Origin of the sequence: Candidatus Phyllobacterium onerii (assembly GCF_028331445.1) — a bacterium.
Taxonomy (GTDB): domain Bacteria; phylum Pseudomonadota; class Alphaproteobacteria; order Rhizobiales; family Rhizobiaceae; genus Phyllobacterium; species Phyllobacterium onerii.
Genome location: NZ_JAQMHX010000017.1, coordinates 12,225 through 38,239, shown reverse-complemented (window position 1 = coordinate 38,239; position 26,015 = coordinate 12,225). Strand labels below are relative to the sequence as shown.

The following is a 26,015-nucleotide window of genomic DNA, read 5'->3' as shown; positions in this document are numbered from 1 at the left end:
GATTCAGATTTTCCAGAAGAGCTCATCGACTTCGTAGGGTCGCGAACTGAGCCTTTGGTCGAAGGCGTAGTCGAGCAGCGTCTGCATCGGCTTGCGTGTCGCTTCCAGTCCGTACGGCAGAGCGGCTGTCCCTTTCGCGCCGGATTTCACCCGCGCCTCCTCAAAGAGCGCCATCAATTCACCGCCAAGCCAGGGATGCTGTTCGAGAAGTTCTTTTCTAACGGAAACGATGTGGTTGACCGGGAATATTCCCGTCTTCTCAGACCATTTCAGGGCTGCATCTTCTGCATCCCGTATGACAGGACGCACATCGGCGGGATCGACATTGCGTTCACCCATGATTGCTGCAAGTTCGCCCGAGAGCAGGAGTTCGCGCAGACCTTTTCCGCTGGTGTTGCGGACCGCATTTTCCGGATCCTTGTATTCGGCAACATGGGCATCGTCCATGGTTACCCATGTGATGCGATTGAGGTCCACGCCATATTCCGATTTGAGGATTCCGCGGATCCAGACACCCGTGGTCTGTGTATAGGCGCGCACGCCGACCTTCTTGTCCTGAAGTTCGGCGGGATCGCCGAGGTCAGATCCTGCGGCACAAACCAGATTGTCATGGTGGAGGCGGCGCCAAAGCGGAATCGGAAGCGCTGTAATGGGTTTGCCCAGGTCGACGGCAACCAGGTGCGTGGTCAGGGCCATTTCGCTCACATCGAGATCCCCGCCGCGGACCATCGTCCGAAAAGCCTTCGGCAGGGGATCGAACTCCTGGAACTCCAGTTTGAGACGTGGCGATTTTACGCTGCCATCCTTGAGCGGCCGCACGTGATCGTGCTTGCCGAGGGCTATGCGTAATACCAGTGGTTGGACCATTTCTGCCTCCTCCCGCAGCTTCAACGAAGATGGTATGTTCTTCTATGAGGAACCGCGTTCTATTTTACGCATAATACCGCGAATTGCGCGCCGGTCAATTGCCGAGAAGGGCGTAACTAGATTTTGCCGGCGGCACTGAGGCAGAAATAGAGCGCTCCAACGGTGCCAAGCACAGGATAGGGACCAACTCTTGTCAGCGTGAGGAAGGCCGCCGCCGCCAGAGTTGTGGCGATTTCAAACAGGCTCAGCCCGGCCGACTGCGAAACCGCCAGCCCGCCTGCGACGATCAATCCAACTGCAATCGGTGTCAGCCCTCGTTCGACGGCGCGTCCCCAGGGGGAAAGGCGATGTTGCTGCCACCAGCTTCCAAAAATGCAGATTAATGCCGAGGACGGAATGAAGATCGCCAGAGTGGCGATGACTGCTCCCCAGAAACCGCTGATCCCCCAGCCGATCAACGCCACGATGAGAGTGCTCGGACCGGGCGAGGCGCGCGAGATGGCGTAGAGATCAGTGAACTGGCGACTTGTCAGGAGGTGCTGCACATCGACGGTCTGGTGCTGCAAGCTGGCAACGATCGTCTGGCCCCCGCCAAAGGAGACGAGGGAGAGCGGAACACACAAAAGGACGAGGCCGAGGAGCTTGTCGTCATCCATGCTTTTTGTCCCTGCCCAACAGGTAAGATATCAATACGCTGGGCGGAATGCTTGCGAAGACGACAGGAACGAGCGGCCAACGCAATACACCAACCATGATGAACACAGATAGTGCAATGAGAATGGGTAGCGTCTGCCCATGCAGGCGCCGCGCCGTCTTCATCCCCATCGTCAGCGTCGATGCGATGCCGACGCAGGCAAGTCCACGCAGAACCGAATGCGTCTCGGGATACGCACTCAATTGCCGGTAAACCGTGCTTAGCAGGATGATGACGGTGAATGCCGGCGCCACCATTGCGAATGTGGCAATGATGGCCCCTGGAAGGCCGCGCAATTTTAGGCCGATATAGACGGCGAGATTTACCGGATTGGCACCCGGCAATATCTGGGCGATGGTTTGTGTCTGCAAGAAATTCTCATCGGTCATCCAGCCGCGCCGTTCGACGATCTCCCGATACGTCCAGGCGGCCATTCCTCCGCCAAAGGACGAAGCACCGAGTTTGAGAAAGGACACGAGCAAGGATCCGAGCGATGCGTGCGGCTCCTCTGGCGGGTTGGATGCGTCAACGCGTTGTTCCAAGAAATCTTCTTCCCGCCGCAAGGCCAGCGGCAACACGGATTCATAAAAATCATATAAAAACTTTGCTTCTAATGCAGAGGAAGTCCACGCTATTTCGCCTTAACGGCAAACTAAGAAAAACTTAGTGCGATGGGATTTCCCCTTATCTTCCATCCGGCGGCGACAAACTCGTCAGCTAAGCCGCTGCGCCAGCCCACACAAAAACAACTGGTCTGAGCGTAATATTTTGCTTTGGACAAAATGCATCGGATTGACCCTTATTGGAGAGCCGCTGCCGTTTTAGTCAGCGCAACAATTGTGCATGCGCCGTGCTCGTGGAGGAGCTTAGCAGCAATTGCATGACGGATCGCAATCCAGGTTGCCGTTCGTTGGATGGGAGGATTGATACTGTAATGATCGACACCATGTTCGCCGCGCTCTACGGCCTAGTGAGCTCGCCCCACATAATGGGTCTCATGCTGATAGCCGTCATTTTCGGATTGCTCGTCGGTGTCACGCCCGGTATCGGCGGGAAGCTTTCCATCGCGATGGCCATTCCATTCGTCTACGGCATGGACAAGGTTTCCGGAGCGGTGTTCCTGCTGACGATGCACGCCGTCAACGGCACCAGCGGCCAGATATCCAGCATCATGTTCGGCATACCCGGTGACGGTGACGACGCCGCGACGACGCTCGACGGATATCCGCTGGCCAAGCAGGGACAGGCGGCGCGGGCACTCGGTGCCAGCATCACTGCATCCGGCGTCGGCGGCATCATCGGCGCGATCGTCTTCGCCATCATGATACCCATTCTCGAACCGGTCATTCTGATGTTCAGTCCGGCAGAGTTCTTCCTGATTGCGCTTCTCGGCATCAGCTTCATCGCATTTCTCTCGAGCGGCAAGAAAATCGTCAAAGGCCTGATCGTCGGCTTTTACGGCTTGATGCTGTCTACGATTGGCATGGACCCGATAACGGGTACGCCGCGCTACGCCGGCGACATGCTGTTCCTGTGGGATGGCGTCAGTCTCGTCACCGCCGTGCTCGCTCTTTTTGCAGTGCCGGAGATGATTGCGCTCAGCACCAAGGGCGGAGCCATCTCGGCGGTGCCAATGGATAAGGGCTTCAACTATCAGCAATTGCTTTCGGGTGTCATGGAAGTGCCGCGCCATTGGTGGCTCGTTCTGCGCACCTCGGTGATCGGCGCCGTGATCGGCATGATCCCGGGCCTTGGCGGTTCGACTGCCGCCTGGCTTTGCTATGGCCATGCGGTGCAAAGCTCGAAGACACCGGAGCGTTTCGGCAAAGGCGCTATCGAAGGTGTGATCGCGCCTGAGACCGCAAGTAACGGCAAGGAAGGCGGCTCGCTGCTGCCAACCCTCTTCTTCGGTATCCCCGGAAGTTCCGGAATGGCCGTGCTGCTTGGAGCGTTCCTCATTCTCGGCATTCAGCCGGGCGCGACGATGGTCACGCAACACCTCGACCTTGTCTGGACGTTGATATGGGCATTGGTCGTGGGCAATCTGATTGCGGTTGGCATCCTGCTCGTTGTTTGCCGCTGGGTCGCGGTGCTTACCTTCGTCAATGGCCGCTATCTGGTGCCATTTATTCTCGTCTTCGTATCACTTGGCTGCTTCGTCAGTGACTATCAATGGCAGAATCTCATCATCCTCGTGCTGTTCAGCGCGATTGGTTACGGCTTCCTTCGCGCAGGGTGGCCACGCTCGCCTTTCGTGATCGGCCTCGTTCTCGGAGGCAAAGCCGAAGCGTCACTCAATCAGGCACTGCAGCTCTGGGGTTACAGCTTCTTCCTGCGTCCCATCTCGCTTGTCCTGATCGCCATGATCGTTGGACTGATGGTCTATGCGTTCTACCGCAATTTCAGGCCGCATCGTGCCAATTCAAGCGTTGGAGTGAACCTATGAAACAGCTCAGCTTCAGCACCTGGCTCACCTTCGTCATGCTCGCGATCTTCGGCACGATGGTGGCAATGGCCACCCAGTTTCCGCCGAACGCACGGTTCATGCCATTCCTGGTCGGCATACCGGGAATCGCGTTGTGCCTGCTGCAGCTCGGCATGGATCTGTTGCGCGCACCGGGCAACCAGCTGGCCGAAAGCTTCCAGCCGGCATCGAAGGCGGGCGTGCCGGCCAATCTTGTCCCCGAGGAAGAACCGGAATTCGGTCCGCACACGGTGTCGGGCGAACTGACGATGTGGGCCTACTTTATCGGTTTCATCGCGGCGGTTCTCGTCTTCGGCTTCTATATCAGCGTGCCGGTGATGTTGGTGTCGTTCCTCCGCCGGCAGGCGGAGGCGAGCTGGAAGTTCGCACTGTTCCTCGCGGTAGCGGCGACAGTGGTTCTCTATTCAATGTTCGGCGTGCTGCTACACGTGCAGCTGTTCCACGGCTTCCTGACGCCGATCGTTTTGCGAGCCTTGGGGTTCGAAGTGAGTTAACCGACTAATTATCTATCCAGAACAGCAAGCAATCGCTGCCGCAACAAGGCAGTAAAAAGGGAGGGAATGGAATGATCAGACAATCAATTCGCACGGCAGCTTTTGGTGCCGCCATAGTCGCGGTGCTCGGGTCCGGGATAGCGCTGGCGGACGATGCTACCGACTTCTACAAGGGTAAAACCGTGACCTATATCGTCGCGACGGCCCCCGGCGGCGGTTACGATACGAACGGCCGTCTCATCACGCAGTTCATGCAGAAGCACTTGCCGGGATCAACGTTCGTCGTGCAGAACATGCCGGGAGCGGGCCACCTTATCGGCACGAACTATATCTATGCTTCCGACCCGGACGGCCTGACCTTCGGTACCTTCAACACCGGCCTTATCTACGGTCAGTTGACTGGCGACCCCGGCATCAAGTTCGATCTGACAAAAATGTCCTGGATCGGCAAGGTTTCCTCGGATCCGCGGGTCATCGTGGTTTCCAAGGACTCCGGTATCACGAGTTTCGATCAATTGAAAAACCTTAAGGAGCCGATCAAGTTTGCGGCGGCTGGTGTGGGCAGCGCATCGACGATCGAGACGACAATGCTGGTCAAGACGATCGGTCTGCCAATTCAGGTGATTACCGGCTACAACGGCAATGAAGATCAGCTGGCGATGCGCCGCGGTGAAGTGCAAGGCATTGTCGGCTCGCGCTCGACGTTCCAGCAATTTGTCGATGACGGGAACGGCAAGTTCATCGCGCAGATCGGTGGCTCTGAGACCGACGTTCCGCAGCTTGCCTCGATGGTTACGAACGAGGAAGGCAAGAAGGCTATCGAACTCGTAGCATCCCAGAGCAACATTTCGCGATTGACCGCCGGCCCTGCAGGCATTCCAGCCGATCGCCTGAAGGTGCTGCGCGATGCCTATGCCGCGGCAACGTCAGATCCCGAATTTATCGCCAAAGCCAAGACGCTCGGCCTACCGCTTGATCCGCTCATCGGCGATGCCGTGGGCGACTCCGTGAAAACGGCGATGGATCAGACACCGGAAATCGTGCAGTTCCTCAAGGACTCGCTGAAGCCGGAATAGCAGAACTTTCTGCCGACATGGGGCGACCGGACCACTCTGGTCGCCCTAAAATTTGATCAACAGGACAGGGATTGACGATGGATAGCTCGGCGCCAACAGCATCAGTGACGCAGAATGACGGACTTGGGTGGCAATCCGATATTATCGCTGACCTGATCAAGCAATACGGGTTTCCCTTCATAACGCTCAATCCTGGCGCCAGTTATCGCGGGCTTCATGACTCGCTCGTCAACCACAATGGCGATGAGCCGCCAATGCTGCTCTGCCAGCACGAAAAGATCGCGGTGCAGATAGCGCATGGCTATGCCAAAGCATCCGGCCAGCCTTTGGCTGTCATTGTGCACAATGTCGTTGGTCTCCTGCATGCCACCATGGGCATTTACTACGCTTATACGGATCGTGCCCCAGTCTTCGTTATCGGTGCCACCGGACCGATGGATGAGGGCAAGCGGCGGCCCCGGGTCGATTGGGCCCACACGGCGAACGTCCAGGGCACGCAGATCCGTGACTATGTGAAATGGGATTATCAGCCAGGCGGCATGGGCGGTGTTGTGGACAGTTTTGCCCGCGCCTATTCGATCATGATGACCGAGCCGCAAGGCCCGATCTACATGTGCTATGACGCCGCCTTGCAGGAGGCACCGCTTTCCGAGTCGATTGCGCTGCCATCGCTGAAATCCACAAAAACACCGAGCCGGATCGCTCCCGATCCTGCCGCACTTGAAGAGGCTGCAGACCGCTTGGTCGCAGCGGATTGGCCTGTGCTGGTGCCGCAATTCGTCGGTCGCGACAAGAACGGCTATTCGGACATGGTTGCCCTTGCGCAAACGCTAGGCGCCCCCGTCGCCGACACACAATGGCGGCTGAATTTTCCGACCGAGCATCCACTCGATATGCGGATGAACCGGGACGTATTCAAACAAGCCGACCTGATTACCCTGCTCGACTGCCGGGATTGGGAGCGGCCAACGCACGAAAACGATCGTATTAATCGCACGTTGAAGCCGCTTTTCCCCGCGCATTGCGAATGGCTGGATATCGGCTTTGCCGATATCGAGATTTCGAAATGGGCAACCGACTATCAGCGGTTTCCCGAATGTGCCCAGCGTATGCTCGCCGATACGGCGCTCGCCCTGCCTGCACTGACATCGATCATTGGCAAGCGTGCCAAGGATGACGCGAAACTTGCCCGGAAGATTACGGAACGCGGGCAGGCTGTTGCCGAAATGCATAACGCACAGCGTGCGAAATGGCGCGAACAGGCAAAGGTCGACTGGGATGTAAGCCCGATCACTTTGCCCCGGCTCGCCACCGAGGTGTGGGATAAGATCCAGCATGAGGATTGGGTTCTCACAACCAACGCATTCGAGGACTGGGCGCTGAAGCTCTGGGATTTCGACCGACCCTACCGCTGGCCCGGCAAAGCGCTCGGGACGGGAACACAGATCGGCATGGCGACAGGCGTGGCGCTTGCGCATCGCGGCACCGGACGGCTCGTCGTCGATTGCCAGACCGATGGCGATCTATTGTTTGATGTCGGCGCTCTTTGGTTTGCGGCAAAACACAAAGTGCCGTTCCTTTGCGTCATGCACAATAACCGCGCCTATTACAACGACTGGGAGCACCAGATCACCGTGGCGCGCCAGCGCGGAACGCCCGTCGAACGCGCCTATATCGGCATGGACATCATGGATCCAGCCCCGGACTTTTCCACGATAGCCCGCGGATTTGGCTGGTACGCCGAAGGTCCGATCGAAGATGCCAAGGATATCGCCAGTGCACTCGACCGGGCGATAGCGCAGGTCAAAAACGGCGTTCCCGCGCTCATCGACATCATCACGCAACATGCCGGGTGAAGCGATGGAGTATCGGCTTATGTGGAGGCAGACATGAAGGTTGGAGTCGTGGGAGTTGGAGAGATGGGGCTGGCGATGGCCGGCCACATACTCGACCATGACATCGAGGTTGCTGTCTTCGACGTCAACCAGGAAAAGCTTGGAAAGGCTCGCGAGCGCGGCCTCGCAACGAGGGAAAGTCTGGCGGAACTGGCTCAGGCGGCGGATGTGTTCATTCTCGTCGTGGCGACTGATCAGCAGGTGGTCGACGTTTCGCAGGAGCTGGCCGAAAAAGCCGCCGACGGAGCTATCATCGTCGTTGCCGCCACCATAAGCCCCGAGACGATGCTCCAGCTCGGACCGCAGATAGAAGCCAGGGGCAAGCGGCTCGTTGACGCGCCTGTCGTCTACGGAGCTTCAGGCGCCCGCGAAGGTACCCTGCTTTCGCTGTGCGGTGGTTCTGAAGAAGATATCGAGCGCATCCGGCCAATCTTGATGAGCTATAGCCGCGACCTCATTCACGTTGGGCCACGCGGAGCCGGCCAGATTGCCAAATCCTGCAACAACCTCCTGCATTGGGTGCATTGTGTCGCCAACTTCGAGACGTTGCTGATCGCCAAGCGTTACGGGATCGATGCACAGCGAATGCGCGAAGTCCTCCTGCAATGCCCAGGAACCAACGGCACGCTCAGCCGGTGGGACAGCACGCGCTTCACCTGGCAGGAAAAGGATATGGACGTGACGCTGGACCTTGCCCAGAAGGGCGGCCTGATGCTGCCGCTTTCCGGACAAGTCGATCAGATCATCAAGACGTTGCACGCCGATGACGTCAAAGCTCTGCTGTATGGGCCGGAGGCAAGCTATCTCGGCAGGGTGGTTCGGCCGTTGTCCTCGTCTGAAGGCGGGGTTGGCTAACGAAAAGATGGTTTTCCGAAATGGCGATACCCAGGGCCAGAAACGGAAACTTCCCAATCAGGAATAGAAACGTAAATCGAGAGTGAGTTCTATGGCGACCAGTGCTGAAAAAGCGACGACCCTTGGCTCCGGACCCGTTGCGGTTCAGGATCCGAACAATTCGAAATTTCTCGTTGATCCTTACAAGGATTGGTCGACGGGTGAGGGAATCCCTATCCATTTTGATTTCGGCCATGATCTGCTCGAACTTGAGACAGGACCTTGGGATCGCTACGATGCACGCGGTTGTTTTGCGCATACTGTAGGTATGGGCGATTTCATGGCCAATTATGTCATCGAGGTTCTGCCCGGTCGCAAGACCAGTCCCGTCAAGCACCTCTATGAAGCATTCTTCTTCGTGCTTGCTGGATACGGTTCGACGACGGTCTGGCTGCCCAACGGCGAAGTCCGGACCTTCGAATGGGGACCAAAGGCGCTGTTTGCCATACCGCTGAACTGCACTTACCAGATTCACAACGGATCCGGGCGCGAACGGGTGCGGCTGTCATGCACCAATGATGCACCACTGAGCATCAATCTCTATCACAATCTGGATTTCATCTTCAAAAACGACTTCGCCTTTCCCGAAAGAACCGGGCAATCGAAACACTTCGAAGGCGAGGGCGTGCTTTATTCCTACGGGACCGAGTCAGCCCGCAAGATCCAGAACGTCTGGGAAACCAATTTTGTCCATGACCTCACCAGCTTCAAGCTTTACGAGTTCGAAGGAAGAGGCAAGGGATCGCTCAACGTCAACTTCGTGCTTGCCGATGGCACCATGCACGCGCACGTGTCGCAGATGCCCGTAGGCCGGTACAAGAAGGCGCACCGCCACGCCGCGGGTACGCATGTTCATGCGGTCGACGGCACGGGCTATTCGCTACTCTGGTACGAGGGCGAGTCGGAGTTCAAGGAATTCCCGTGGAAGCACGGGTTCATGTATACGCCGCCGTTCTGGATGTATCATCAGCACTTTAACACGGGGCCTGAACCAGCGCGCTATGTCGCGTGCAGCTTGGGGAGCCGACGCTACCCCTTCATATCACTCCGGCGTAAAAGTGCGGAGGGCAAGGGCGCAACGTCTGTGAAGGACGGTGGCCGCCAGATCGAGTACGAGGATCAGGATCCGCGCGTACATCGCAAATTCCTGGAGGCGCTCAAGGAGACGGGCGTGCCTTCTGCCATGGGCGACACCTTCGACGAAGCCGCAGTATTGGCGCTGCCCAAGGAATCGCTGACAGGTGTCATCCAGACGCCCGTTCTGGTGGGACCGGCCATCTAGTTCTTCGTTGAGATGTCGCGCTGGCCGGCGCGACTTCAATTGTAATTCGTATAGCAGGAGAAATGAGTGCACGATTTTGATCTGGACCATGAGCACGAGGATTTGTCGGAATCCGATCAGCTGGCGATTTCACGGGCGATCTGGGAACAGGAAAACCTCGAGCTTCTCACTGTCGGTATCGATATCGGCAGCTCCACTTCGCACCTGCTGTTTGCCCGTATCGTTCTGCAGCGGGAGAAGGATGATCTGTCGAGCCGGTTTGTGGTTGTCGAACGCACTGTTCTGTGGCGATCGCCCATTCTCCTCACGCCCTTCCTGCCGAACGGCACGATCGACGCCCATGAGCTTCGCCATTTCTTCCATCATTGCTATCACGATGCCGGCTACAAGCGGGCCGATGTCGATTCAGGCGCAGTCATCTTGACAGGTGAGGCCATAAAACGGACGAACGCCCGCGCGATCGATGAAATATTCGCGAATGAATCAGGCAAATTCGTCTGTGCGACTGCCGGCCATAAACTTGAGTCCATATTGGCTGCACACGGCTCCGGCGCGACAGCCCTTTCGAGAAAACGCAATGCTTGCGGGCTTCACGTTGATATCGGCGGGGGCACGACCAAACTTGCGCTCATAGACAAGGGGGAAATCCTCAGCGTTGCCGCTTTCGCCGTCGGCGGACGTTTGCTGGCAAAAGACCAGCATGGAAAATGGTCTCGCACCGACGAGTCGGCAAGGATCGTCGCGCAATCGCTCGGTATCGAAATTTCCGGTGACGAATTGCCCGAGGAAGCGTCCCGCCAAGCCATCACAAAGCGGCTCGCTGCGCTCGCGGTCGATCAGATTTTGGGACGTCCGCTTGATGATCTCGGCGAGGAATTGCTGCTGACCGACGCCTTGGAGAGAGCTGTTGCGCCGACATACATTACTTTTTCGGGCGGCGTTTCCGAATACATCTTTGGCTATGAGACCGAGGATCACGGGGACATCGCGCGAATTCTGGCACAGGAGATCGTGGCGCAGCTAGGTCCGCGCATCGACGTACCGGTCATTGATGCAGGACAACGCATCAGGGCAACGGTCATTGGCGCATCGCAGTTTACCGTTCAGGTCAGCGGCAAGACGCTCTATATGAGCGGCATCAAGGCATTGCCTGCTCATAATATTCCCGTCGTTCACCTCGGGACCAGTTTGCCCGAAGTCATCAATGCCGATGAGATTGCAAGGATTTTCAAGGCAAGTGCAGAACGTCAGGACCGGGATCTGTCACTACCCTTGGCTCTGGCATTCTCGTGGAGCGGATTGCCGGACTATCCGCGGCTTCTGGCAATGGCCACAGCCATCAAGTCGGTAGCGGCGCCGGCAGGACAGCGCCAGGAACTGCTGGTGCTGGTGATCGACGGCGATGTCGGGCAAACGATCGGCCGCATTCTCGAGAAAGAACTCGACCTTGGGTCAAATCTGGTGTCCATCGACGGCGTGCAGCTCAAGGATCTGGATTTCGTTGATCTCGGCGAATTCATCGACCCGCCAGGTGTGATTCCGGTCGTCATCAAGTCGCTGCTCTTCTCATGACCTGCTGCGGTTGACAGGTAATGGCAAAAGCCCAGGAACCGAGCCAGTGTGCTGGTGCCGCCCGGTCAAGTTTCGATGGGCTGGACCTCAATGACATCGTTATATTCACACGTGTCGTCCAGTATGGCAGCTTTACTGAAGCGGCAAAGATCTTCACAAAGTCGCCGTCCTATATGAGCAAACATGTCACTCAGCTCGAAAACTCTCTGGCCCTGACATTGCTGCACCGCTCGACGCACAAGGTGTTTCTCACCGATGCCGGCAGTGTGCTGTTCGAACATTGCGTCCGGATACTCGCGGAACTCGATGCGGCCAAGGCAGATGCGAGCGGGCTCAGCAGTGAATTGATCGGAAATCTCAGGATACACACCACACCGGGGGTAGGGCAGGGGCTGGTCGTCCCGGCTGTCATCAATTTCAACACTGAATATCCGGCCGTGAAAGTGGAACTGACGGTCAGTGTCAATTCGGTGAGCCTTATGGAGCGAGGGGTGGACGTCGTCGTCGGCAGCCGTCATTTCGAAGATGACGAGTCTTTTCATAGCGGTCTTTTTGAACGCAAACTCGGCCCAGCCCCCTATGCCATTTGTGCGGCGCCGGGTTATTTTGCTCGCCATGGAATGCCGAATCGCCCACACGACCTTCAAAACCACAATTGCCTTGTCCATATGACGCAGAAACGAGACCCCAAGATCTGGCAGATCAGATCAGATGGCGAGGATGTCGCCGTTCCCGTCGATGGAACGTTTCATTCCAACCTTGAGGGCGCGATTTTGCTCGCAGCGGTTGAAGGGGCCGGCATCGTGCGCCTGCCACTTTATAGCGTTGCTGCTGAGATCCAGTCGGGGCAACTGGTTCCGATTTTTGACGGAGACGTCGTTTCTGATCGGGTGATCAAGGCATTCTATCCGAAGAGCCGGTTCGTACCAAAGAAGGTGCGCGCATTTCTGGCCATCCTGGAAACCAGGTTGAAAACGCGTATGCAGGACTATGAGAAATCGAGCGTCGCCAGTTAGCGCCTATATCAGGTGGACAATTCCCCAGACTGCGATGCGTTTCACCACAACTAAAGCGAGACTACCCAACGATGCCGTTCCATTTAGATCAAGCCACCATTACCGCGTATTTCGAAGTGATCATGATCAACGTGCTCCTGTCGGGAGACAATGTGATCGTCATCGCCATGGCGGCGGCAGGTCTCGCCAACGATCTGCGTGGCAAGGCCATTGCCGCTGGCATTGCGGCGGCTGCGGTCATCCGGATCGTTTTCGCGGTGACGGCGGTCAAGCTCCTTGCAATCACCGGCATCACGTTCGCCGGCGGCCTTTTGCTTCTGTGGATCTGCTGGACAATGCTGCAGGAACTGCGCGCTTCCGAGGCGGACGATGAGGGTCACCTTGCAGCAACTGATGGCGGTGCGCTTGCCATCAAACCCAAGATGTTCCGCCAGGCCATCTTTCAGATCATTCTTGCCGATGTTTCCATGTCCCTCGACAATGTGCTGGCTGTCGCCGGGGCGGCCAAGGAAAATATGCACGCGCTGATATTCGGATTGATCTTGTCCGTTCTGCTGATGGGGCTGGCATCGTCGTTCGTTGCGAAGCTCCTCAACAGGTACAAGTGGATTGGCTGGATAGGCTTGGCGATCATCGTCTACGTCGCCCTCGACATGGTCTGGCAAGGTGGCAATGAGCTCGCGACACTCTACGGAATTCACATCGCCTGATCGAACCAATCGAAGCTTGCCAGCTAATTTCCATGGGGCAGAGAGCTAAAATTTGTTCTTGTCACCGCTAGGTCTCGATGTGACGTTCCCGGCGGAGGACATGGAGGAGAGATTAATGAACAAGTTGCTCGCAGCATTCATCACCTGCGCTGGCATGGTGATTGCCCCTGTGGCGATGGCTGCGGATTTTCCGGCCAAGAACATCCAATTCGTCATACCCGTCAGCCCGGGCGGCGGTTTCGACACCTATGTGCGGGCCGTTGCGCCGATCCTTGAGCGTCACTTGCCGCAATCCGTCAACATCGTCCCGACAAACATTCCGGCCGCGGGCGGGGCGCGGGGAGCCGCGCAGGTCTATCGCGCAAAACCCGATGGCTACACGATCGGCATCTTCAACATACCGGGCATGCTCGTTCCACAGATCAGAGGCGACAGCGATCTGCAGTACGATCTGAAGAAGATGACTTGGCTTGGCAGTTTCGGACAGGATGGTTACGGCGTCGGCGTGCCTACAGCGTCGCCTTATAAAACGGTTGCGGATTTGAAGGCGCTTGGACGTCCGGTGAAATTCACAGCGTCGGGACCCTCATCAACCGCCTATTCGGCGACGATGATCGCCACCGACATGCTTGGTATCAAGCGCGAAATCATCTCGGGCTACAAGGGCAGCAATGATTATGTGCTCGCGGTCATTCGCGGCGACGGAGACGCGGTGATCGGTCCTCTTCCGGTCATGGAGAAATTCGTCGAATCCGGAGAATTGCGGATCATCGGAACCTTCGAGGAAAAATCGTCTGTACCGGGCGCTCAAAACGCGGTCGAAATGGGCCAGCCCGATCTTTCCAAACTGTCGGTCGGACGTCTTGTGGCCGGTCCTCCAGATCTTCCGCCAGAGGTGGCCAAGACCCTTTCCGAGAGTCTTATGGCGGCAATGCAGGACCCGGCTATGGCGACATGGTCGAAGGAGAGCGGCATTGCGGTCGAACCTGGCGATGCAGCATCCGCCAAGGGAATTCTCGAAGGCCAATTCAACTTCTACGAGCGCTACAGCAAGTATCTCGGCCCTGCAAACTAGGCTGTAATCTGTTCGAGGAATATCCATGCTTGATGTCGCGCTAACCGCTGCTGGCAACGTATTTACATTCCAGTCGCTGCTTTTCCTGACCATCGGAATGTTGATTGGGCTTGTCGTCGGTGTCGTTCCCGGTATGGGCGGCACCACCGCGCTTGCCGTGTTCGGACCGATGACGGTCGGTCTCGATCCGTATTCGGCACTCTCGCTCGCCGGCGGGCTCATGGGCGCCGTATCCTTCGGTGGGTCTGTCACGTCGATCCTTATCAACCTGCCGGGCGGCGCTCCGAATGCAGCGACCTGTCTCGATGGCTATCCGCTCGCGCAACAAGGCAAGGCAGGGCTGGCGCTTGGTGCTTCCGCCAGCGCCTCATCGGTGGGCGGGGTCATCGGCGTGTTCACGCTGTTGCTGGTTATTCCGATCTCCAAGAAGATCGTGCTTGCCTTTGGTCCATCGGAATTCTTCCTGCTGGCAACCCTTGGCCTTGTGACGATCGCCGCCTGCGCGCCAGGGCGCATGCTTCGTGCCATGATCGTCGGCGGCATCGGGCTGCTGTTCGCGTTTATCGGCTTCGACAATGTCAATGGCGGGACGCGGTTCACATTTGGCATCGAGCATTTGTGGGAAGGCATCCCGCTTGCACCGGCGATGATCGGTCTGTTCGCTTTTCCGGAAATGATCGAGCTTTCGGCCAAGGGCGGCTCGATCGCCAAGGACAAGGGGCAGGTCGGCCTGACAGGGACGCTCGACGGTGTCTGGGCTTCGTTCAAGTATTGGAAGACACTTCTGCGCGGTTCGCTGATCGGAACGCTGGTGGGGGCCATACCCGGCGTCGGCGGCACCGTCGCCGCGTTCCTCGCTTATTTCAGTACGGTTCAGGCATCCAAAAATCCGGAAAGCTTCGGCAAGGGCAATATCGAAGGCGTGATCGCGCCGGAGGCTGCCAACAACGCCAAGGACGGCGGCAATCTCATCCCGACGCTCGCGTTCGGTATTCCCGGTACAGCCGAGATGGCGGTGCTGCTCGGTGTGCTCGTGCTGCACGGGATGGAACCCGGACCGACGATGATCCTGCATCATGAGGCGGAGATCTATGGTCTTATCCTGACGCTTACCCTGTCATCCATTCTTGCATCGGTGATCGGATTGATGATGGTCCGGCCTCTGGCCATGATTACGCGGCTCGATGCACATATCCTGGTACCGTCAGTCATTGCGATCTCGTTCGTCGGTGCCTACGCCAACAACTCGCTGCCGGGTGATATTGTGCTTGCCTTCGTCTTCGGCGTGATCGGTTATCTGCTGATCCGTTTCGATTACCCGCGGTTGCCGCTGGTCATCGCATTGGTGCTCGGCGAGCTTGCCGAACGCAGCTTCGCGCAGGCGATGATGATCTCAGGCGGCAGTTGGTCGATCTTCGTGACGCGGCCGATTTCCGCGCTGCTGTTTGCATTGATCGTCATGGCTTTGACCTATCCAATGATACGCACGCTTTTGCAGCGGCGCCATTCAGTCGAGGAAGTATCATGAGCGCTCCCCGAAAGAGCTTTTCGGCGCTTGCCGAGAATTTTAGCCCGCCGCTGGCGTTTCTTGCGGTTACGCTGATATTCATTGTCGCGGCCTATGGCTATCCTCCGGCTTCGCGTGAGGTCCCGCTTCTCATCGGTTATGTCCTGATCGTCTTGATTGCGCTGGATATACTGTCGCGAACATCGACCTCGACCGGAGAATTGGTCCGGCGCTATCTCAACCCGGCAAGCGGATTGCCGGGCGTTCCAAAGTCGGCAGGCGACGAAGGCGAGGAACATCCTTCAGGGCAAAAGGAACTATTGGCCGTCGGTTGGGTCGCCGCATTTACAGCCGCCGTCATGATAGTCGGCATCCTCCCTGCAGTGCCGGCCTATGTCGCATCTTACATGATCGTCGAGGGCCGCAAGAGCGTCAAGTTCAGCGTCCTGATCGCAGCCTCGATCGCACTGTTCCTTTGGGTCAGCTTCGAGATGATCCTTTCCATCCCCCTTTACCGCGGCATGCTCTTTGAATGATGCGCATGAAATCCAGGAGCTACAAATGACCATTAATCAGCCACCCCTGTCTGGAAGCGTTGAGCAGAAATTGCGCGAAGAGGTCGCCGCATGCACACTTATCCTCAACAGTCTCGACATCCTTGGCTATAGTGGCCATGTCAGTGCGCGGCTGCCGGACGGTCAGCATCTGTTGATCCAGTCGTTCGATCAAAGCCGTGCTTCGCTGCGGCCTGACGACCTGTTGATCTGTGATCTCGATGGTGTCGTAGTGGCCGGTCCGGAAGGTATTCGCGCCCCGGCTGAAGTTTACCTCCACACTGAGATACTTCGTGCCCGGCAGGATGTTCAGGCTGTCGCCCATTTCCACGATGATCTTGCTACGACGTTCACGATTGTGAAGAACCGGCCGCTTCTTCCCGTCAAGAACCATGCAATCCGCTGGGCGAGCGGTATTCCCGTTCACCCGGATCCAAGTCACGTGAGCGATGCCACTCTTGGCAGGGCGCTCGCGGAGACGCTGGGACAAAAGCAGGCGCTGCAGATCAGGGCCCATGGTCAGGTGATTGTCGCGGAATCGGTCAAGCATCTCTTGATCGATTCGATCCATTTCGTTGAGAACGCCAAAGCACTATACGACGCCCACATGTTGGGAGAGGTGGAACCCCTTACGGCCGGCGAGCTGGAAGACTTTGGCCGAACGTTCAATCGGGACAGACATGTCCACAAGCTTTGGAAATATTACGCGGGAAGGGCTGTCGATGCGGGTGTCGTTGCCGCTGATTGGTATTACGCGGCACCCTGAGCGTAGTGATCAGTCCTAACTGACGATGTTGAAACCGTCAGCCGGCTGGTCGCCATCGACGGCTTCGCTGGTGACGCTTGAAATGGACGCCTCTGGCGGCCCCTCCCTGAAGCGTTGCAGCATTGTGGACACAGCTTGTTCCGGTCCGGCGATGCGGGCGGTGACCGAGCCATCACTGCCATTGCGCACCCAGCCGCTCAGGCCGAGCTTTTGCGCCTCCCTCTGTGTCCAGAAGCGAAAACCTACGCCCTGCACCCTTCCGCGGATGCGAACCATTAATGCTTTGGGTTCGGTTGTCATCGCCGCCTCCATCAACTATCCGCGCTATTGTCTTTAACGCATCATGGTCAGAGCGGTTGCAAAGAAGTCCTTGCCCCCAAAGTTCCCCGATTTGAGGGCCATGAGCATATCTCCCTGCGCACTCCCGACTGTGCGCAGTATTGGCACGCCCGGTGCGATTTCAGGCCCGATCAGAAATGCGGGAATGGCAAGCCTGTCGACTACCGCGCCGGAGGTTTCGCCGCCGGCGACCACCAGCCGCCGTACGCCCCTTGCCACGAGCTCAGCCGCGATAGTCGACGTTGCAGCCTCGATCGCATGGCCAGATGCCTCACGCCCGTATCGCGATTGAAGCTCGGAGACTGTTTCTGGTGATGCACTTGCCGCGATGGCGACAGGACCGGCCGCAACGCGCTCGCCAGCCCAGCTGAGAGCCGCGGCTATTTCGTCTGAACCCCCAATCAGCTTTTCGCTGTCGAGCCTCAGAACGGGCATGGACCGCTCGGCAATTTCCAGCTGCTCGAGCGTCGCCCGAGAGCAGCTGCCGGCGACAATGGCGGCCAGTCCGCCGACTGGATGCATGGCACCATCCGTCGTTCCAGCCTGCAAGGGCACCTGGCCCGATTTTACCAGAGCGCGGGCGAGTCCAAGCCCCAGACCGGATGCTCCGGTTGAGATCCCCATTTCGACCGCGACATCACCGAGTGTTTCGAGATCGCGATCAACGATTGCGTCGGCGATTGCTGTGGTGAAGCCCTGCATGCGTAAGCTGTCGAGACGCGCCTTCACAGCCGCCGGCCCGCCTGCGACCGTCGTCAGATCGACGAGGCCCACGGTCCCCTGCGACTGCCTTGCCATGACGCGTACCAGATTGGCATCGTGCATTGGATTGAGAGGATGATCTTTCAGGGGGCTTTCGTTCAGCGGTTGTCCGTTAACGAAGAGGTGGCCGAAATAGACCGTGCGCCCTGTCTGTGGAAAGGCCGGCGTCACAAGAACTATGCCCCCTCCTGCTATATCGCTGAGTGCTTCAGTGACCGGACCGATATTGCCGGCATCGGTGGAGTCGAATGTCGAGCAGATCTTGTAAAGGACGTGCTTTGCGCCTCTCCTTTGCAGCCATTGATAGGCCGCTGATGCAGATGATACGGCGTCTGCTACGGCCACCGAGCGGATCTTCAGTGCGACCACGACTGCATCCACATCGGGCAGGTCCAACGCGGCGTCGGGTATGCCTACGGTCTGGATCGTACGCAGGCCATTTTTCGTCAGCGTATTGGCGAGATCGGACGCTCCTGTGTAATCATCCGCGATTGATCCAAGCAAGATAGCCATCGTCTAGCTCCGTCTGAAGGGTTCGAACCAGTTCAAGCCATCCAGGGTTTTGGCTCTCGGGATGTATTCGCAACCAATGAACCCGCCATAGCCAAGTCGGTCGATTTCATCGAACAGATAGGGATAGTTCAGCTCTTCCCCATCCGGCTCGTGGCGCGAGGGGACGCTGGCGATCTGGATATGTCCGACGATCGGCATCAGGCGGCGCAAGGCCATGGCCACATCGCCGTGCATGATCTGCCGATGATAGATATCGAACTGCAGCTTCAGGTTCGGCAGACCGAGTTCTGCAATGAGCTCTTCGGCTGTGCTGAAATCATTGAGGTAATATCCTGGCATGTTTCGCCCGTTGATCGGCTCGAGCAACAGGTCGATGCCAGCTTCGGCAAGCCGGCCGGCTGTGTAGGTGACCGAGTGCCGGTAACAGGATGCGGCCGTCTTGTCATGGGGATCCGCAATGCCGGCCATCAGGTGCAGCCGCTTTGCGCCGGTCGCCGATGCATAGTCAAGCGCCCGTTCCACATCCAACTTCAAGCCATCGAACCGTCCGGGCAGCGCAGCTATACCGCGCTCACCCGCGGCCCAATCACCTGGGGGGAGGTTGAACAGGGCTTGCTCAAGATTGTTGCTGACGAGCTTCTCGGAGATCGCCTCGGGCGAGAACTCATAGGGAAAGAGATATTCAACCGCGGTGAAACCGGCATCGGCAGCAGCGGCGAAGCGATCGAGGAACGGCCACTCGTTGAACATCATCGACAGGTTGGCGGCAAATACCGGCATCAACGCTCCTTCTCAACCCTTCGGTTTCGCGTCCGGCAGCTTTGCCCCGGACAGGCTGGCATATACCCGTGCAAGAGACGCGTCATCATCGTGGCCCATGCCGGCGCCGGAGGCAGCCAGATACATTTGCAAAGCCGCAGCCACGAGCGGCACCGGATAACGCTCTGCCCGTGCCATATCCTGGACGATGCCAAGATCCTTGACGAAAATCTCGACCGTGCTGAGGGGCGTATAGTCTCCCGCCAGCACGTGCGGTACCCGGTTCTCGAACATCCATGAGTTGCCGGCGGAGGCAGTGATCACTTCATATACCTTGTCGAGGTCGAGCCCCTGTTTGGCAGCGAAGGTGATAGCCTCGCAGGCGGCGGCGATGTGCACACCGGCAAGGAGCTGGTTGACCATCTTGAAGGCGGCACCTGCTCCGGCTGCATCGCCGAGTTCGTAGACTTTGCCCGCCATGGCATTAAGAGCCGGGCAGGCAAGCTCGAAGGCCTGCCTGGAGCCCGACGCCATGATCGTCAGTTCGCCGCTCGCCGCCTTTGCTGCGCCACCGGATATCGGGGCATCCAGATAATGAAGGCCGAGAGCCTCGACTCGTTGCGCAAGATCCCGTGCGACAGCAGGATCCATCGTTGCGGACGAGATGAACACGGCGCCGGGCTTCATTGCGCTGGCGACGCCGTTCGGCCCGAACAATATGGCCTCGGTCTGCGCGCCATTTACGACCACGGACACAACGATATCGGCACCCGTGGCGGCCCCGGCGGCTGTGGCGGCGCCACGCCCGCCATCCGCTATGAACCGATCAACGGCCGCGGGTGCAATGTCACAGCCGATCACGTCAATGCCGGCACGGTTCATGGATTTGGCCATTCCCATCCCCATTGAACCCAGTCCGATTACCGCCGCCACAACGGCATTTGGGCGGACCGCATTGGTCTCTGACATAAAAATATCCTCCGGTCTGGCGGGTATTCGAGTCGCCCGCCATGGGATTCAACAATTGTTTCCGAAGTGATAGACACGGATGGCAGCGCTGCCAACCATAAAATGGTAGCGCTGCCAAAAAAACTTTACTAGGGAAGTAGCTGAGGCGAATACCGTGTCTCGACCGCGTATTGGAAAGAATACAAGAGGGACGATGACCTCCAGAGATCAGGCGGCAGTAACGCTTGCGCAGGTTGCCGAGGCGGCCGGCGTTGGTGAAAGCACGGTTTCGCGCGTGTTGCGAAACCATGGCTCTTATTCCGGCAAGACCAGGGATCGCGTCATGACCGCCGTTGAGCGGCTCGGTTATGTGCCAAACCGCATCGCTGGTACGCTGGCCTCGGCCGGTTCCCGCCTCGTCGCCTTTGTCATACCGTCGCTGTCCAATATCGTTTTTGCCGATGTTTTGAGAGGTGCGGGCGCAACGCTGGAGGAAAATCAATATCAGGCGGTTTTTGCTGTCACTGATTATGATCCCGCAAGGGAGGAGGCGCTGGTTGCTTCTATGCTCGCCTGGCGGCCTGCGGCGGTGATGCTGGCAGGCTATGAACATACCGAGCGCACGATCAACATGCTGCGCGCCGCCAATTGCCGGGTGGTGGAAATGCTCGATGTGGATGGCACCGCGCTGGACCTTGCCGTTGGCTTCTCCAACCGCGCTGCCGGCCGTGCAAGCGCCGAGTTCCTGTTGAAGCGCGGTTATCGCCGGATAGGCTATGTCGGTCATGATCTCGACCGCGATACACGTGCCGCCAAACGCTATTCGAGCTTCTGCGAGACATTGAGTGCGAATGACGTGCCGCTTGCAGATCGGGAAATTTATAGGGAGGCTTCGTCTGTCGAAAGAGGGCGTTTGGGTCTCGACAGTCTATTGGCCAGAACCTCTGACCTGGACGCCGTCTACTTTTCCAATGATGACATGGCGCTCGGGGGCTATTTCCACTGTTTGGCGCGAGGAATTGTCATCCCGTCCCAACTGGCGATTTTTGGTTATAATGGCCTTGATCTCGGCCGGGTTATGCCGCAAGCCCTGTCGACGATACGCACGCCGCGCGTCGCGACCGGACAAATGGCGGCAAAGCTCATCATGGACAACGCGCCATCACAGGTTATCGATCTTGGTTTTGAGTTGATCGAAGGTGCAACCGCCTGACGGAGGATTCGAATGTCTGATGCACGCCTGCGTGAGGAAATCTGCCAATACGGACGCTCGCTGTTCGAGCGGGGGCTGACACCCGGGTCGTCGGGCAACATATCGTTGCGGCTTGATGATGGTGGTTGGCTGGTGACACCGACGAATGCCTCGCTCGGCTTTCTGGACCCGGCCCGGCTTTCTCGCCTCGATGCTGCCGGCATGTTGGTTTCGGGCGATAAACCCACCAAGGAAATTCCGCTGCACAGCGCCCTCTACGAGACGCGCGGAAGTGCGCGCGCGGTCGTCCATCTTCATTCAACGCATGCTGTTGCCCTGACAATGCTGCCGGAGATCGATCCACGCGCCGCACTGCCGCCGATGACGCCCTATTATCTCATGCGCGCCGGCCAGACCGCCCTCGTGCCCTATTACCGCCCTGGCGACCCTGCAGTTGCCGATGCGATCCGCGGCCTTGCGGGCAAATATTCCTCCGTGCTTCTGGCCAATCATGGCCCCGTTGTGGCCGGTGATAGTCTGGAAGCCGCCGTTTTTGCCACCGAGGAGCTGGAAGAGACAGCGAAGCTTTACCTCCTCCTGCGCAACCTCAACCCACGCTACCTCAGCCCTGCCCAGGTTGCCGATCTCGTTACGACTTTCGGCCTCGATCTCCCCGTTCACGACGATCACGATCACAAGTGAGTGCGAGATCCGGCTGGAACTTCGGCCAAGCCGCAGCGTTCCTGTCACGATGATCGTAAATTTGTGCAAGGGGCAGGCATGACGAAACACCAGGACAACTTGAAACAGGATAATCCTGTGCCAGTTGCGCATGGCGCCCCTTCATTGCCGTCGGTAACGGTCGACGGCTATAATTTGAAGCTGCGCGACAAGGATGGTTTCATCGGCGACAAGGCCAGTAAATCGGCATTCCAACAGAAACTAGACGATTGGCGCAAACGTATCAAAAACGGCGGCGATGATCCGCTTGGGGACACGCCGACAAAGGATCTGTCGAAGAAACAGATCGATGCGTTGGTGCAGGGAAAGGACAAGGAAGCTGCGGCCCTTGTTCTCGGCGCAGTCGATGATTTCGCCGGCGAACTCGCTCAGGTGCTTGCCCGTTTCCTGAAGGAAAAGAGCTGGAGGGGCACTGAACGCGTCGTTGTCGGCGGGGGCATGAGAGAAAGCGCTTTCGGGGAACTGGCCATTGCCCGGGCGATGGTGCTCTTGAAATCGGATGGCTTGAAAATCGAGCTTGTGCCGATCGTGCATCATCCGGATGAAGCCGGACTTATCGGTGCAGTACAACTCATGCCCGCCTGGATGCTTGAGGGTCACGATTCGCTGATCGCCGTTGACATCGGCGGCACCAACATTCGCGCTGGTGTTGTCGAAACACGCCGCAAGGACAAAGCCGATCTATCGAAAGCCAGAGTTTGGAAATCGGAACTTTGGCGCCACGCCGATGACGAACCCAATCGCACGGCAGCCGTAGAGCATATCGTAGGCGTTGTGGAACGCCTTATCGCCAGAGCGCAAAAGGCCGATCTTATGCCGGCACCGGTCATTGGCATTGCATGTCCAGGTACGATCATGCCGGACGGCTCCATCGCAAACGGCGGCCAAAATCTTCCCGGCGGGAATTGGGAGAGCAAGAATTTCAACCTTCCGGCAGCCCTCGTTGAAGCCATACCGAAAATCGGCGATCACCCAACCTTTGTCATCATGCATAATGATGCCGTGGTGCAGGGGCTCTCACAGGTTCCGTTCATGCGGGACGTTGAGCGTTGGGGGGTCGTGACCATAGGTACAGGCCTCGGGAACGCCCGTTTTACCAACAAGGAGTGACCAGATGAGCACAGTGGGGTGCGAATTGCTGAACAGCACTGGGAGAGCCTTTTCATGCCTTCAAAATGTCCCAATGGCGCTGAACTGTGCGGCTGTCTGCTACTGCGCCCTCACACATCTGATGACCTATACAGCTTGCTGAGTTTTGTCGGCTGAACGACCGATTGCGGTGCACCGGTCACACTAAAAAGGAGAAAATTATGAAAAAGATTCTTGCGATGGCACTCACGGCAGCGTCGCTAACTCTCGCGGGCACGATGGCTGCCAAGGCGGCGGACACCATCCGGACCTATGAGGAACCGGATCTGCGCAGTGGTGTGAAGATCGGCTACCTCGATTGCACTATTGGCGGCGGCATTGGTTATGTGCTTGGCTCGGCCAAGGAGATTGAATGCGATTTCCGCTCCAGCCTCAGCGGCGAACGTTCGGACCACTACAGCGGTGCAATCAAGAAGCTCGGGGTTGACGTGGGCTTCACCACACGCAGCCGGCTTATCTGGGCCGTGTTCGCACCGACAGCCGGCTACCATCATGGCTCGCTCGGCGGCATCTATCGCGGCGCCACGGCGGAAGCGACAGTTGGCGCCGGTATCGGCACCAACGTGCTGTTTGGCGGCACGGCGGGCTCGATCCATCTTCAGGCCATCAGTGTGACGGGCCAGATTGGTCTTAATCTTGCTGCCACCGGCACGTCGATGACACTCGCCTCGGCGAACTGACGGTATCGTTGATATCTCCCTTTCGCCTCGGCGGAAGGGAGCACCTCTTTAAGCGCGCCAAACGTCAATCGGAACGCGCCATTTTCACGATGTTGATAATCCGGGGGGATTCTGGTGAAAACAGTCGTCCAACTTTCGTTGCTGGCTGCCTGTTGTGCCTCGTTACCTGCAATTGCACTTGCCGAGTGGCAAGCAGTCGAAAAAGTAGAGAGCTATGCGGTTTCAGGACAATCCGGTGCTGAGCTTTACGCATCGATCGGGGAGAGGGGACCGAGCGCCGGTGACAATGGGAGCGCCATTGCGCATACGAATTTCCGCCTGACATGGTCGAGGAAATACGAAAACCAGGGCAAGGCCTGCACGCTCGTCTCCGCAAAGCCCAAGCTTGTAATCACCTACACCATACCGAAGCCTGCTGGAAAGCTGCCGGGCGCAGTCGCCAGAGACTGGGAGACGTTTATCACCGGGATCCGCCGTCATGAGGCCGTGCACGGCGATATGATCCGCGAGATGGTAAAATCAATCGAGACTGCAACGGTCGGCTTGTCCGTGCCCGATGATCCCAAATGCACCAAGATCAGAGCGGAGATGACGAAGCGCCTTTCCGAACTGTCTCAAACCCAGAGACAGCGCAGCCGTGATTTTGATCGAACTGAACTCCGTGAAGGCGGAAATATCCACCAGCTCATCCTGGCATTGGTGAACGGGGCCTAGGCAAGCGGGCGTGGGGGTGCTTGAGCACCGGATTTGTATTCTTGAAGGACGAAAACTGATGAACCTGAAACTTCTGGCTCCGATCCTGGCTGCGTTCGTTTCCGCCACAGCAGCAAGCCCTGTTGGCGCAGCGGAGAATCAACGGGATAACGTCGAAGTCTGGGTAAACGACACCGTACGGCCGGTCATGAGCCAATACGATATCCCAGGCATGGCTGTCGGGGTAATTCTCGAGGGGAAATCCTACGTTTTCAACTATGGGAGAATGGCGAAGGAAGGCGGTAAGCCGATAACGGACAAAACGCTGTTCGAGATCGGTTCGGTCAGCAAGACGTTCACCGCCACGCTGGCCACTTACGCACAAGCCAACGGAGATCTCGCCTTGACGGAGCCGGCAGGCAAGTACGTTCCAGCCCTGCAAGGCAGCCCCTTTGGTGATGTGGAAATTCTGCATCTGGCGACGCACACGCCGGGAGGCTTTCCGCTGCAAGTGCCGGACAATGTCAAGAACGAACAGCAGATGCTCAAATATTTCAAGGAGTGGCAGCCAGCTTACCTTCCTGGCACACACCGGACTTATGCCAACCCCAGCATCGGCATGCTCGGCTACATAACGGCCCACAGTATGAAAGGGGATTTCGCTACGCTGGTCGACCAGAAGCTGTTTCGACCGATGGGCATGGCCAACAGCTACATTAACGTCCCGCGCGACAGGATGGCGGATTATGCCCAAGGATACACGAAGGCAGGCAAGCCCGTGCGCATGAGCAATGCGGTTCTGTCATCGGAGGCTTATGGTGTGCGAACGACGGCCGCTGACCTGATCCAGTTCCTCAAGGCAAATATGAACCTCGTTCCGTTGGATGAGAAGCTCGCGCGCGCAATAAGCGACACGCATGCAGGTTATTTCGGGGTAGGCGAGATGACCCAGGACCTCGTATGGGAGCAATATGACTATCCGGTCGCGCTTCCCACGCTGCTTGAGGGCAATTCCCAGAGAACCTCAAAGCCAGCGCTTCCCGTCAAGCGGATAAGCCCTCCAATGCCACCGCGTGAGGATGTCCTCATCAACAAGACGGGATCGACAAACGGGTTCGGCGCCTATGTCGCTTTCGTGCCGCATAAGCAAATGGGCATCGTGATCCTCGCCAACAGGTTCTACCCAAATGAAGACCGGGTGAAGATCGTTCACCAGCTTTTCGCCCGCTTCGACAGCGGCGGTGCGGGTCATGAGTCAGCTCCTGTCGAATAAGACGTCCTCTCTGCGCATCATTTTGGGGCGGCTAACGCGATCCACAGCGGTGCAATCCAACCCAAACAGCAACGCCCCC

Annotated in this window: 26 protein-coding genes; 19 read left to right on the top strand and 7 right to left on the bottom strand. The window is 57.8% G+C overall.

The genetic code is table 11. The features are described from left to right. Nucleotides 1-3: 3 nt before the first annotated feature. From PHA01_RS25415 to PHA01_RS25405, 3 genes are all read right to left on the bottom strand, one after another. Nucleotides 4-867, bottom strand: a complete 864-nt coding sequence (locus tag PHA01_RS25415; RefSeq protein WP_271899073.1) for a substrate-binding domain-containing protein — start codon at nucleotides 865-867, stop codon at nucleotides 4-6. Nucleotides 868-983: 116 nt separating this feature from the next. After that, a complete protein-coding gene (locus PHA01_RS25410) occupies nucleotides 984-1,523 on the bottom strand; it encodes a chromate transporter (protein WP_183663047.1) in 540 nt (179 codons plus the stop codon). Beyond that, nucleotides 1,516-2,103 carry a chromate transporter gene (locus PHA01_RS25405; protein ID WP_271899072.1) on the bottom strand — a complete coding sequence of 196 codons (588 nt, stop codon included), beginning with the start codon at nucleotides 2,101-2,103 and terminating at the stop codon, nucleotides 1,516-1,518. The genes PHA01_RS25410 and PHA01_RS25405 overlap by 8 nt, the downstream gene beginning before the upstream one ends. 392 nt (nucleotides 2,104-2,495) lie before the next feature. Here PHA01_RS25405 and PHA01_RS25400 point away from each other — a divergent pair, with 392 nt between their 5' ends. The 13 genes from PHA01_RS25400 to PHA01_RS25340 all read left to right on the top strand — a co-directional run bounded on the left by PHA01_RS25400 (nucleotide 2,496) and on the right by PHA01_RS25340 (nucleotide 16,887). Continuing rightward, complete coding sequence (locus PHA01_RS25400; RefSeq protein ID WP_271899071.1) at nucleotides 2,496-4,007, top strand: tripartite tricarboxylate transporter permease; 1,512 nt, start codon at nucleotides 2,496-2,498, stop codon at nucleotides 4,005-4,007. Continuing rightward, on the top strand, nucleotides 4,004-4,540 hold the full coding sequence (locus PHA01_RS25395; RefSeq protein WP_271899070.1) for a tripartite tricarboxylate transporter TctB family protein: 537 nt from the start codon (nucleotides 4,004-4,006) through the stop codon (nucleotides 4,538-4,540). The genes PHA01_RS25400 and PHA01_RS25395 overlap by 4 nt, the downstream gene beginning before the upstream one ends. Nucleotides 4,541-4,611: 71 nt before the next feature. Beyond that, complete coding sequence (locus PHA01_RS25390; RefSeq protein ID WP_271899069.1) at nucleotides 4,612-5,616, top strand: Bug family tripartite tricarboxylate transporter substrate binding protein; 1,005 nt, start codon at nucleotides 4,612-4,614, stop codon at nucleotides 5,614-5,616. A 77-nt stretch (nucleotides 5,617-5,693) separates the two neighbouring features. Beyond that, nucleotides 5,694-7,472 carry a thiamine pyrophosphate-binding protein gene (locus tag PHA01_RS25385; protein WP_271899068.1) on the top strand — a complete coding sequence of 593 codons (1,779 nt, stop codon included), beginning with the start codon at nucleotides 5,694-5,696 and terminating at the stop codon, nucleotides 7,470-7,472. A gap of 33 nt (nucleotides 7,473-7,505) precedes the next feature. Next, nucleotides 7,506-8,366: an NAD(P)-dependent oxidoreductase gene (locus PHA01_RS25380; RefSeq protein ID WP_271899067.1), complete on the top strand. Its 861-nt coding sequence runs from the start codon at nucleotides 7,506-7,508 to the stop codon at nucleotides 8,364-8,366. A 91-nt stretch (nucleotides 8,367-8,457) separates the two neighbouring features. Then, nucleotides 8,458-9,687, top strand: a complete 1,230-nt coding sequence (locus PHA01_RS25375) for a cupin domain-containing protein (RefSeq protein ID WP_271899066.1) — start codon at nucleotides 8,458-8,460, stop codon at nucleotides 9,685-9,687. A gap of 66 nt (nucleotides 9,688-9,753) precedes the next feature. After that, nucleotides 9,754-11,259 (top strand): ethanolamine ammonia-lyase reactivating factor EutA, encoded by a 1,506-nt coding sequence (locus tag PHA01_RS25370; protein ID WP_271899065.1) that lies wholly within the window; start codon nucleotides 9,754-9,756, stop codon nucleotides 11,257-11,259. A 20-nt stretch (nucleotides 11,260-11,279) separates the two neighbouring features. Then, nucleotides 11,280-12,275, top strand: a complete 996-nt coding sequence (locus tag PHA01_RS25365; protein ID WP_271899064.1) for a LysR family transcriptional regulator — start codon at nucleotides 11,280-11,282, stop codon at nucleotides 12,273-12,275. Nucleotides 12,276-12,346: 71 nt separating this feature from the next. After that, the gene (locus PHA01_RS25360) at nucleotides 12,347-12,985 is read left to right on the top strand and encodes a YjbE family putative metal transport protein (protein ID WP_271899063.1); all 639 of its coding nucleotides are present in this window, start codon (nucleotides 12,347-12,349) and stop codon (nucleotides 12,983-12,985) included. A 115-nt stretch (nucleotides 12,986-13,100) separates the two neighbouring features. Beyond that, nucleotides 13,101-14,060 carry a Bug family tripartite tricarboxylate transporter substrate binding protein gene (locus PHA01_RS25355; RefSeq protein ID WP_271899062.1) on the top strand — a complete coding sequence of 320 codons (960 nt, stop codon included), beginning with the start codon at nucleotides 13,101-13,103 and terminating at the stop codon, nucleotides 14,058-14,060. 25 nt (nucleotides 14,061-14,085) lie between these two features. Further along, nucleotides 14,086-15,588, top strand: coding sequence for a tripartite tricarboxylate transporter permease (locus PHA01_RS25350; protein ID WP_112531467.1), 1,503 nt, complete (start codon nucleotides 14,086-14,088; stop codon nucleotides 15,586-15,588). Continuing rightward, nucleotides 15,585-16,103 carry a tripartite tricarboxylate transporter TctB family protein gene (locus PHA01_RS25345; RefSeq protein WP_271899061.1) on the top strand — a complete coding sequence of 173 codons (519 nt, stop codon included), beginning with the start codon at nucleotides 15,585-15,587 and terminating at the stop codon, nucleotides 16,101-16,103. Before PHA01_RS25350 ends, PHA01_RS25345 begins: the two co-directional genes overlap by 4 nt. A 25-nt stretch (nucleotides 16,104-16,128) precedes the next feature. After that, nucleotides 16,129-16,887 carry a class II aldolase/adducin family protein gene (locus tag PHA01_RS25340; protein WP_271899060.1) on the top strand — a complete coding sequence of 253 codons (759 nt, stop codon included), beginning with the start codon at nucleotides 16,129-16,131 and terminating at the stop codon, nucleotides 16,885-16,887. Nucleotides 16,888-16,902: 15 nt separating this feature from the next. On the opposite strand, the gene PHA01_RS25335 is transcribed toward PHA01_RS25340, so the two are convergent. From PHA01_RS25335 to ltnD, 4 genes are read right to left on the bottom strand one after another with little or no spacing between them, the layout of a single operon-like run. Next, complete coding sequence (locus PHA01_RS25335; RefSeq protein ID WP_271899059.1) at nucleotides 16,903-17,187, bottom strand: acylphosphatase; 285 nt, start codon at nucleotides 17,185-17,187, stop codon at nucleotides 16,903-16,905. A 33-nt stretch (nucleotides 17,188-17,220) separates the two neighbouring features. Next, a complete protein-coding gene (gene otnK / locus PHA01_RS25330) occupies nucleotides 17,221-18,501 on the bottom strand; it encodes a 3-oxo-tetronate kinase (protein WP_271899058.1) in 1,281 nt (426 codons plus the stop codon). A gap of 3 nt (nucleotides 18,502-18,504) precedes the next feature. After that, on the bottom strand, nucleotides 18,505-19,281 hold the full coding sequence (gene otnI, locus PHA01_RS25325; protein ID WP_271899057.1) for a 2-oxo-tetronate isomerase: 777 nt from the start codon (nucleotides 19,279-19,281) through the stop codon (nucleotides 18,505-18,507). Between the two features lie 12 nt (nucleotides 19,282-19,293). Beyond that, nucleotides 19,294-20,229, bottom strand: coding sequence for an L-threonate dehydrogenase (gene ltnD / locus PHA01_RS25320; RefSeq protein WP_271899056.1), 936 nt, complete (start codon nucleotides 20,227-20,229; stop codon nucleotides 19,294-19,296). 193 nt (nucleotides 20,230-20,422) lie between these two features. Here ltnD and PHA01_RS25315 point away from each other — a divergent pair, with 193 nt between their 5' ends. The 6 genes from PHA01_RS25315 (at nucleotide 20,423) to ampC (ending at nucleotide 25,936) form a co-directional block, all read left to right on the top strand. After that, nucleotides 20,423-21,421 (top strand): LacI family DNA-binding transcriptional regulator, encoded by a 999-nt coding sequence (locus PHA01_RS25315; protein ID WP_271899055.1) that lies wholly within the window; start codon nucleotides 20,423-20,425, stop codon nucleotides 21,419-21,421. Nucleotides 21,422-21,433: 12 nt separating this feature from the next. Then, a complete protein-coding gene (gene otnC, locus PHA01_RS25310; RefSeq protein ID WP_271899054.1) occupies nucleotides 21,434-22,102 on the top strand; it encodes a 3-oxo-tetronate 4-phosphate decarboxylase in 669 nt (222 codons plus the stop codon). Nucleotides 22,103-22,180: 78 nt separating this feature from the next. Beyond that, entirely contained in the window at nucleotides 22,181-23,251 is a 1,071-nt protein-coding gene (locus tag PHA01_RS25305; protein WP_271899053.1) for an ROK family protein, read from the top strand. Between the two features lie 200 nt (nucleotides 23,252-23,451). Beyond that, nucleotides 23,452-23,970: a DUF992 domain-containing protein gene (locus tag PHA01_RS25300; RefSeq protein WP_271899052.1), complete on the top strand. Its 519-nt coding sequence runs from the start codon at nucleotides 23,452-23,454 to the stop codon at nucleotides 23,968-23,970. Nucleotides 23,971-24,084: 114 nt separating this feature from the next. After that, nucleotides 24,085-24,684: a DUF922 domain-containing Zn-dependent protease gene (locus tag PHA01_RS25295; RefSeq protein ID WP_271899050.1), complete on the top strand. Its 600-nt coding sequence runs from the start codon at nucleotides 24,085-24,087 to the stop codon at nucleotides 24,682-24,684. 58 nt (nucleotides 24,685-24,742) lie between these two features. Continuing rightward, complete coding sequence (ampC, locus tag PHA01_RS25290; protein ID WP_271899049.1) at nucleotides 24,743-25,936, top strand: class C beta-lactamase; 1,194 nt, start codon at nucleotides 24,743-24,745, stop codon at nucleotides 25,934-25,936. Nucleotides 25,937-26,015 lie beyond the last annotated feature (79 nt).

Coding starts and splice junctions, on each gene's coding strand:
- PHA01_RS25415 (WP_271899073.1), bottom strand. CDS start 867: ATGGTCCAACCACTGGTATTACGCATAGCCCTCGGCAAGCACGATCAC.
- PHA01_RS25410 (WP_183663047.1), bottom strand. CDS start 1,523: ATGGATGACGACAAGCTCCTCGGCCTCGTCCTTTTGTGTGTTCCGCTC.
- PHA01_RS25400 (WP_271899071.1), top strand. CDS start 2,496: ATGATCGACACCATGTTCGCCGCGCTCTACGGCCTAGTGAGCTCGCCC.
- PHA01_RS25395 (WP_271899070.1), top strand. CDS start 4,004: ATGAAACAGCTCAGCTTCAGCACCTGGCTCACCTTCGTCATGCTCGCG.
- PHA01_RS25390 (WP_271899069.1), top strand. CDS start 4,612: ATGATCAGACAATCAATTCGCACGGCAGCTTTTGGTGCCGCCATAGTC.
- PHA01_RS25385 (WP_271899068.1), top strand. CDS start 5,694: ATGGATAGCTCGGCGCCAACAGCATCAGTGACGCAGAATGACGGACTT.
- PHA01_RS25380 (WP_271899067.1), top strand. CDS start 7,506: ATGAAGGTTGGAGTCGTGGGAGTTGGAGAGATGGGGCTGGCGATGGCC.
- PHA01_RS25375 (WP_271899066.1), top strand. CDS start 8,458: ATGGCGACCAGTGCTGAAAAAGCGACGACCCTTGGCTCCGGACCCGTT.
- PHA01_RS25365 (WP_271899064.1), top strand. CDS start 11,280: ATGGCAAAAGCCCAGGAACCGAGCCAGTGTGCTGGTGCCGCCCGGTCA.
- PHA01_RS25360 (WP_271899063.1), top strand. CDS start 12,347: ATGCCGTTCCATTTAGATCAAGCCACCATTACCGCGTATTTCGAAGTG.
- PHA01_RS25355 (WP_271899062.1), top strand. CDS start 13,101: ATGAACAAGTTGCTCGCAGCATTCATCACCTGCGCTGGCATGGTGATT.
- PHA01_RS25350 (WP_112531467.1), top strand. CDS start 14,086: ATGCTTGATGTCGCGCTAACCGCTGCTGGCAACGTATTTACATTCCAG.
- PHA01_RS25345 (WP_271899061.1), top strand. CDS start 15,585: ATGAGCGCTCCCCGAAAGAGCTTTTCGGCGCTTGCCGAGAATTTTAGC.
- PHA01_RS25340 (WP_271899060.1), top strand. CDS start 16,129: ATGACCATTAATCAGCCACCCCTGTCTGGAAGCGTTGAGCAGAAATTG.
- PHA01_RS25335 (WP_271899059.1), bottom strand. CDS start 17,187: ATGACAACCGAACCCAAAGCATTAATGGTTCGCATCCGCGGAAGGGTG.
- otnK (WP_271899058.1), bottom strand. CDS start 18,501: ATGGCTATCTTGCTTGGATCAATCGCGGATGATTACACAGGAGCGTCC.
- otnI (WP_271899057.1), bottom strand. CDS start 19,281: ATGCCGGTATTTGCCGCCAACCTGTCGATGATGTTCAACGAGTGGCCG.
- ltnD (WP_271899056.1), bottom strand. CDS start 20,229: ATGTCAGAGACCAATGCGGTCCGCCCAAATGCCGTTGTGGCGGCGGTA.
- PHA01_RS25315 (WP_271899055.1), top strand. CDS start 20,423: ATGACCTCCAGAGATCAGGCGGCAGTAACGCTTGCGCAGGTTGCCGAG.
- otnC (WP_271899054.1), top strand. CDS start 21,434: ATGTCTGATGCACGCCTGCGTGAGGAAATCTGCCAATACGGACGCTCG.
- PHA01_RS25305 (WP_271899053.1), top strand. CDS start 22,181: ATGACGAAACACCAGGACAACTTGAAACAGGATAATCCTGTGCCAGTT.
- PHA01_RS25300 (WP_271899052.1), top strand. CDS start 23,452: ATGAAAAAGATTCTTGCGATGGCACTCACGGCAGCGTCGCTAACTCTC.
- ampC (WP_271899049.1), top strand. CDS start 24,743: ATGAACCTGAAACTTCTGGCTCCGATCCTGGCTGCGTTCGTTTCCGCC.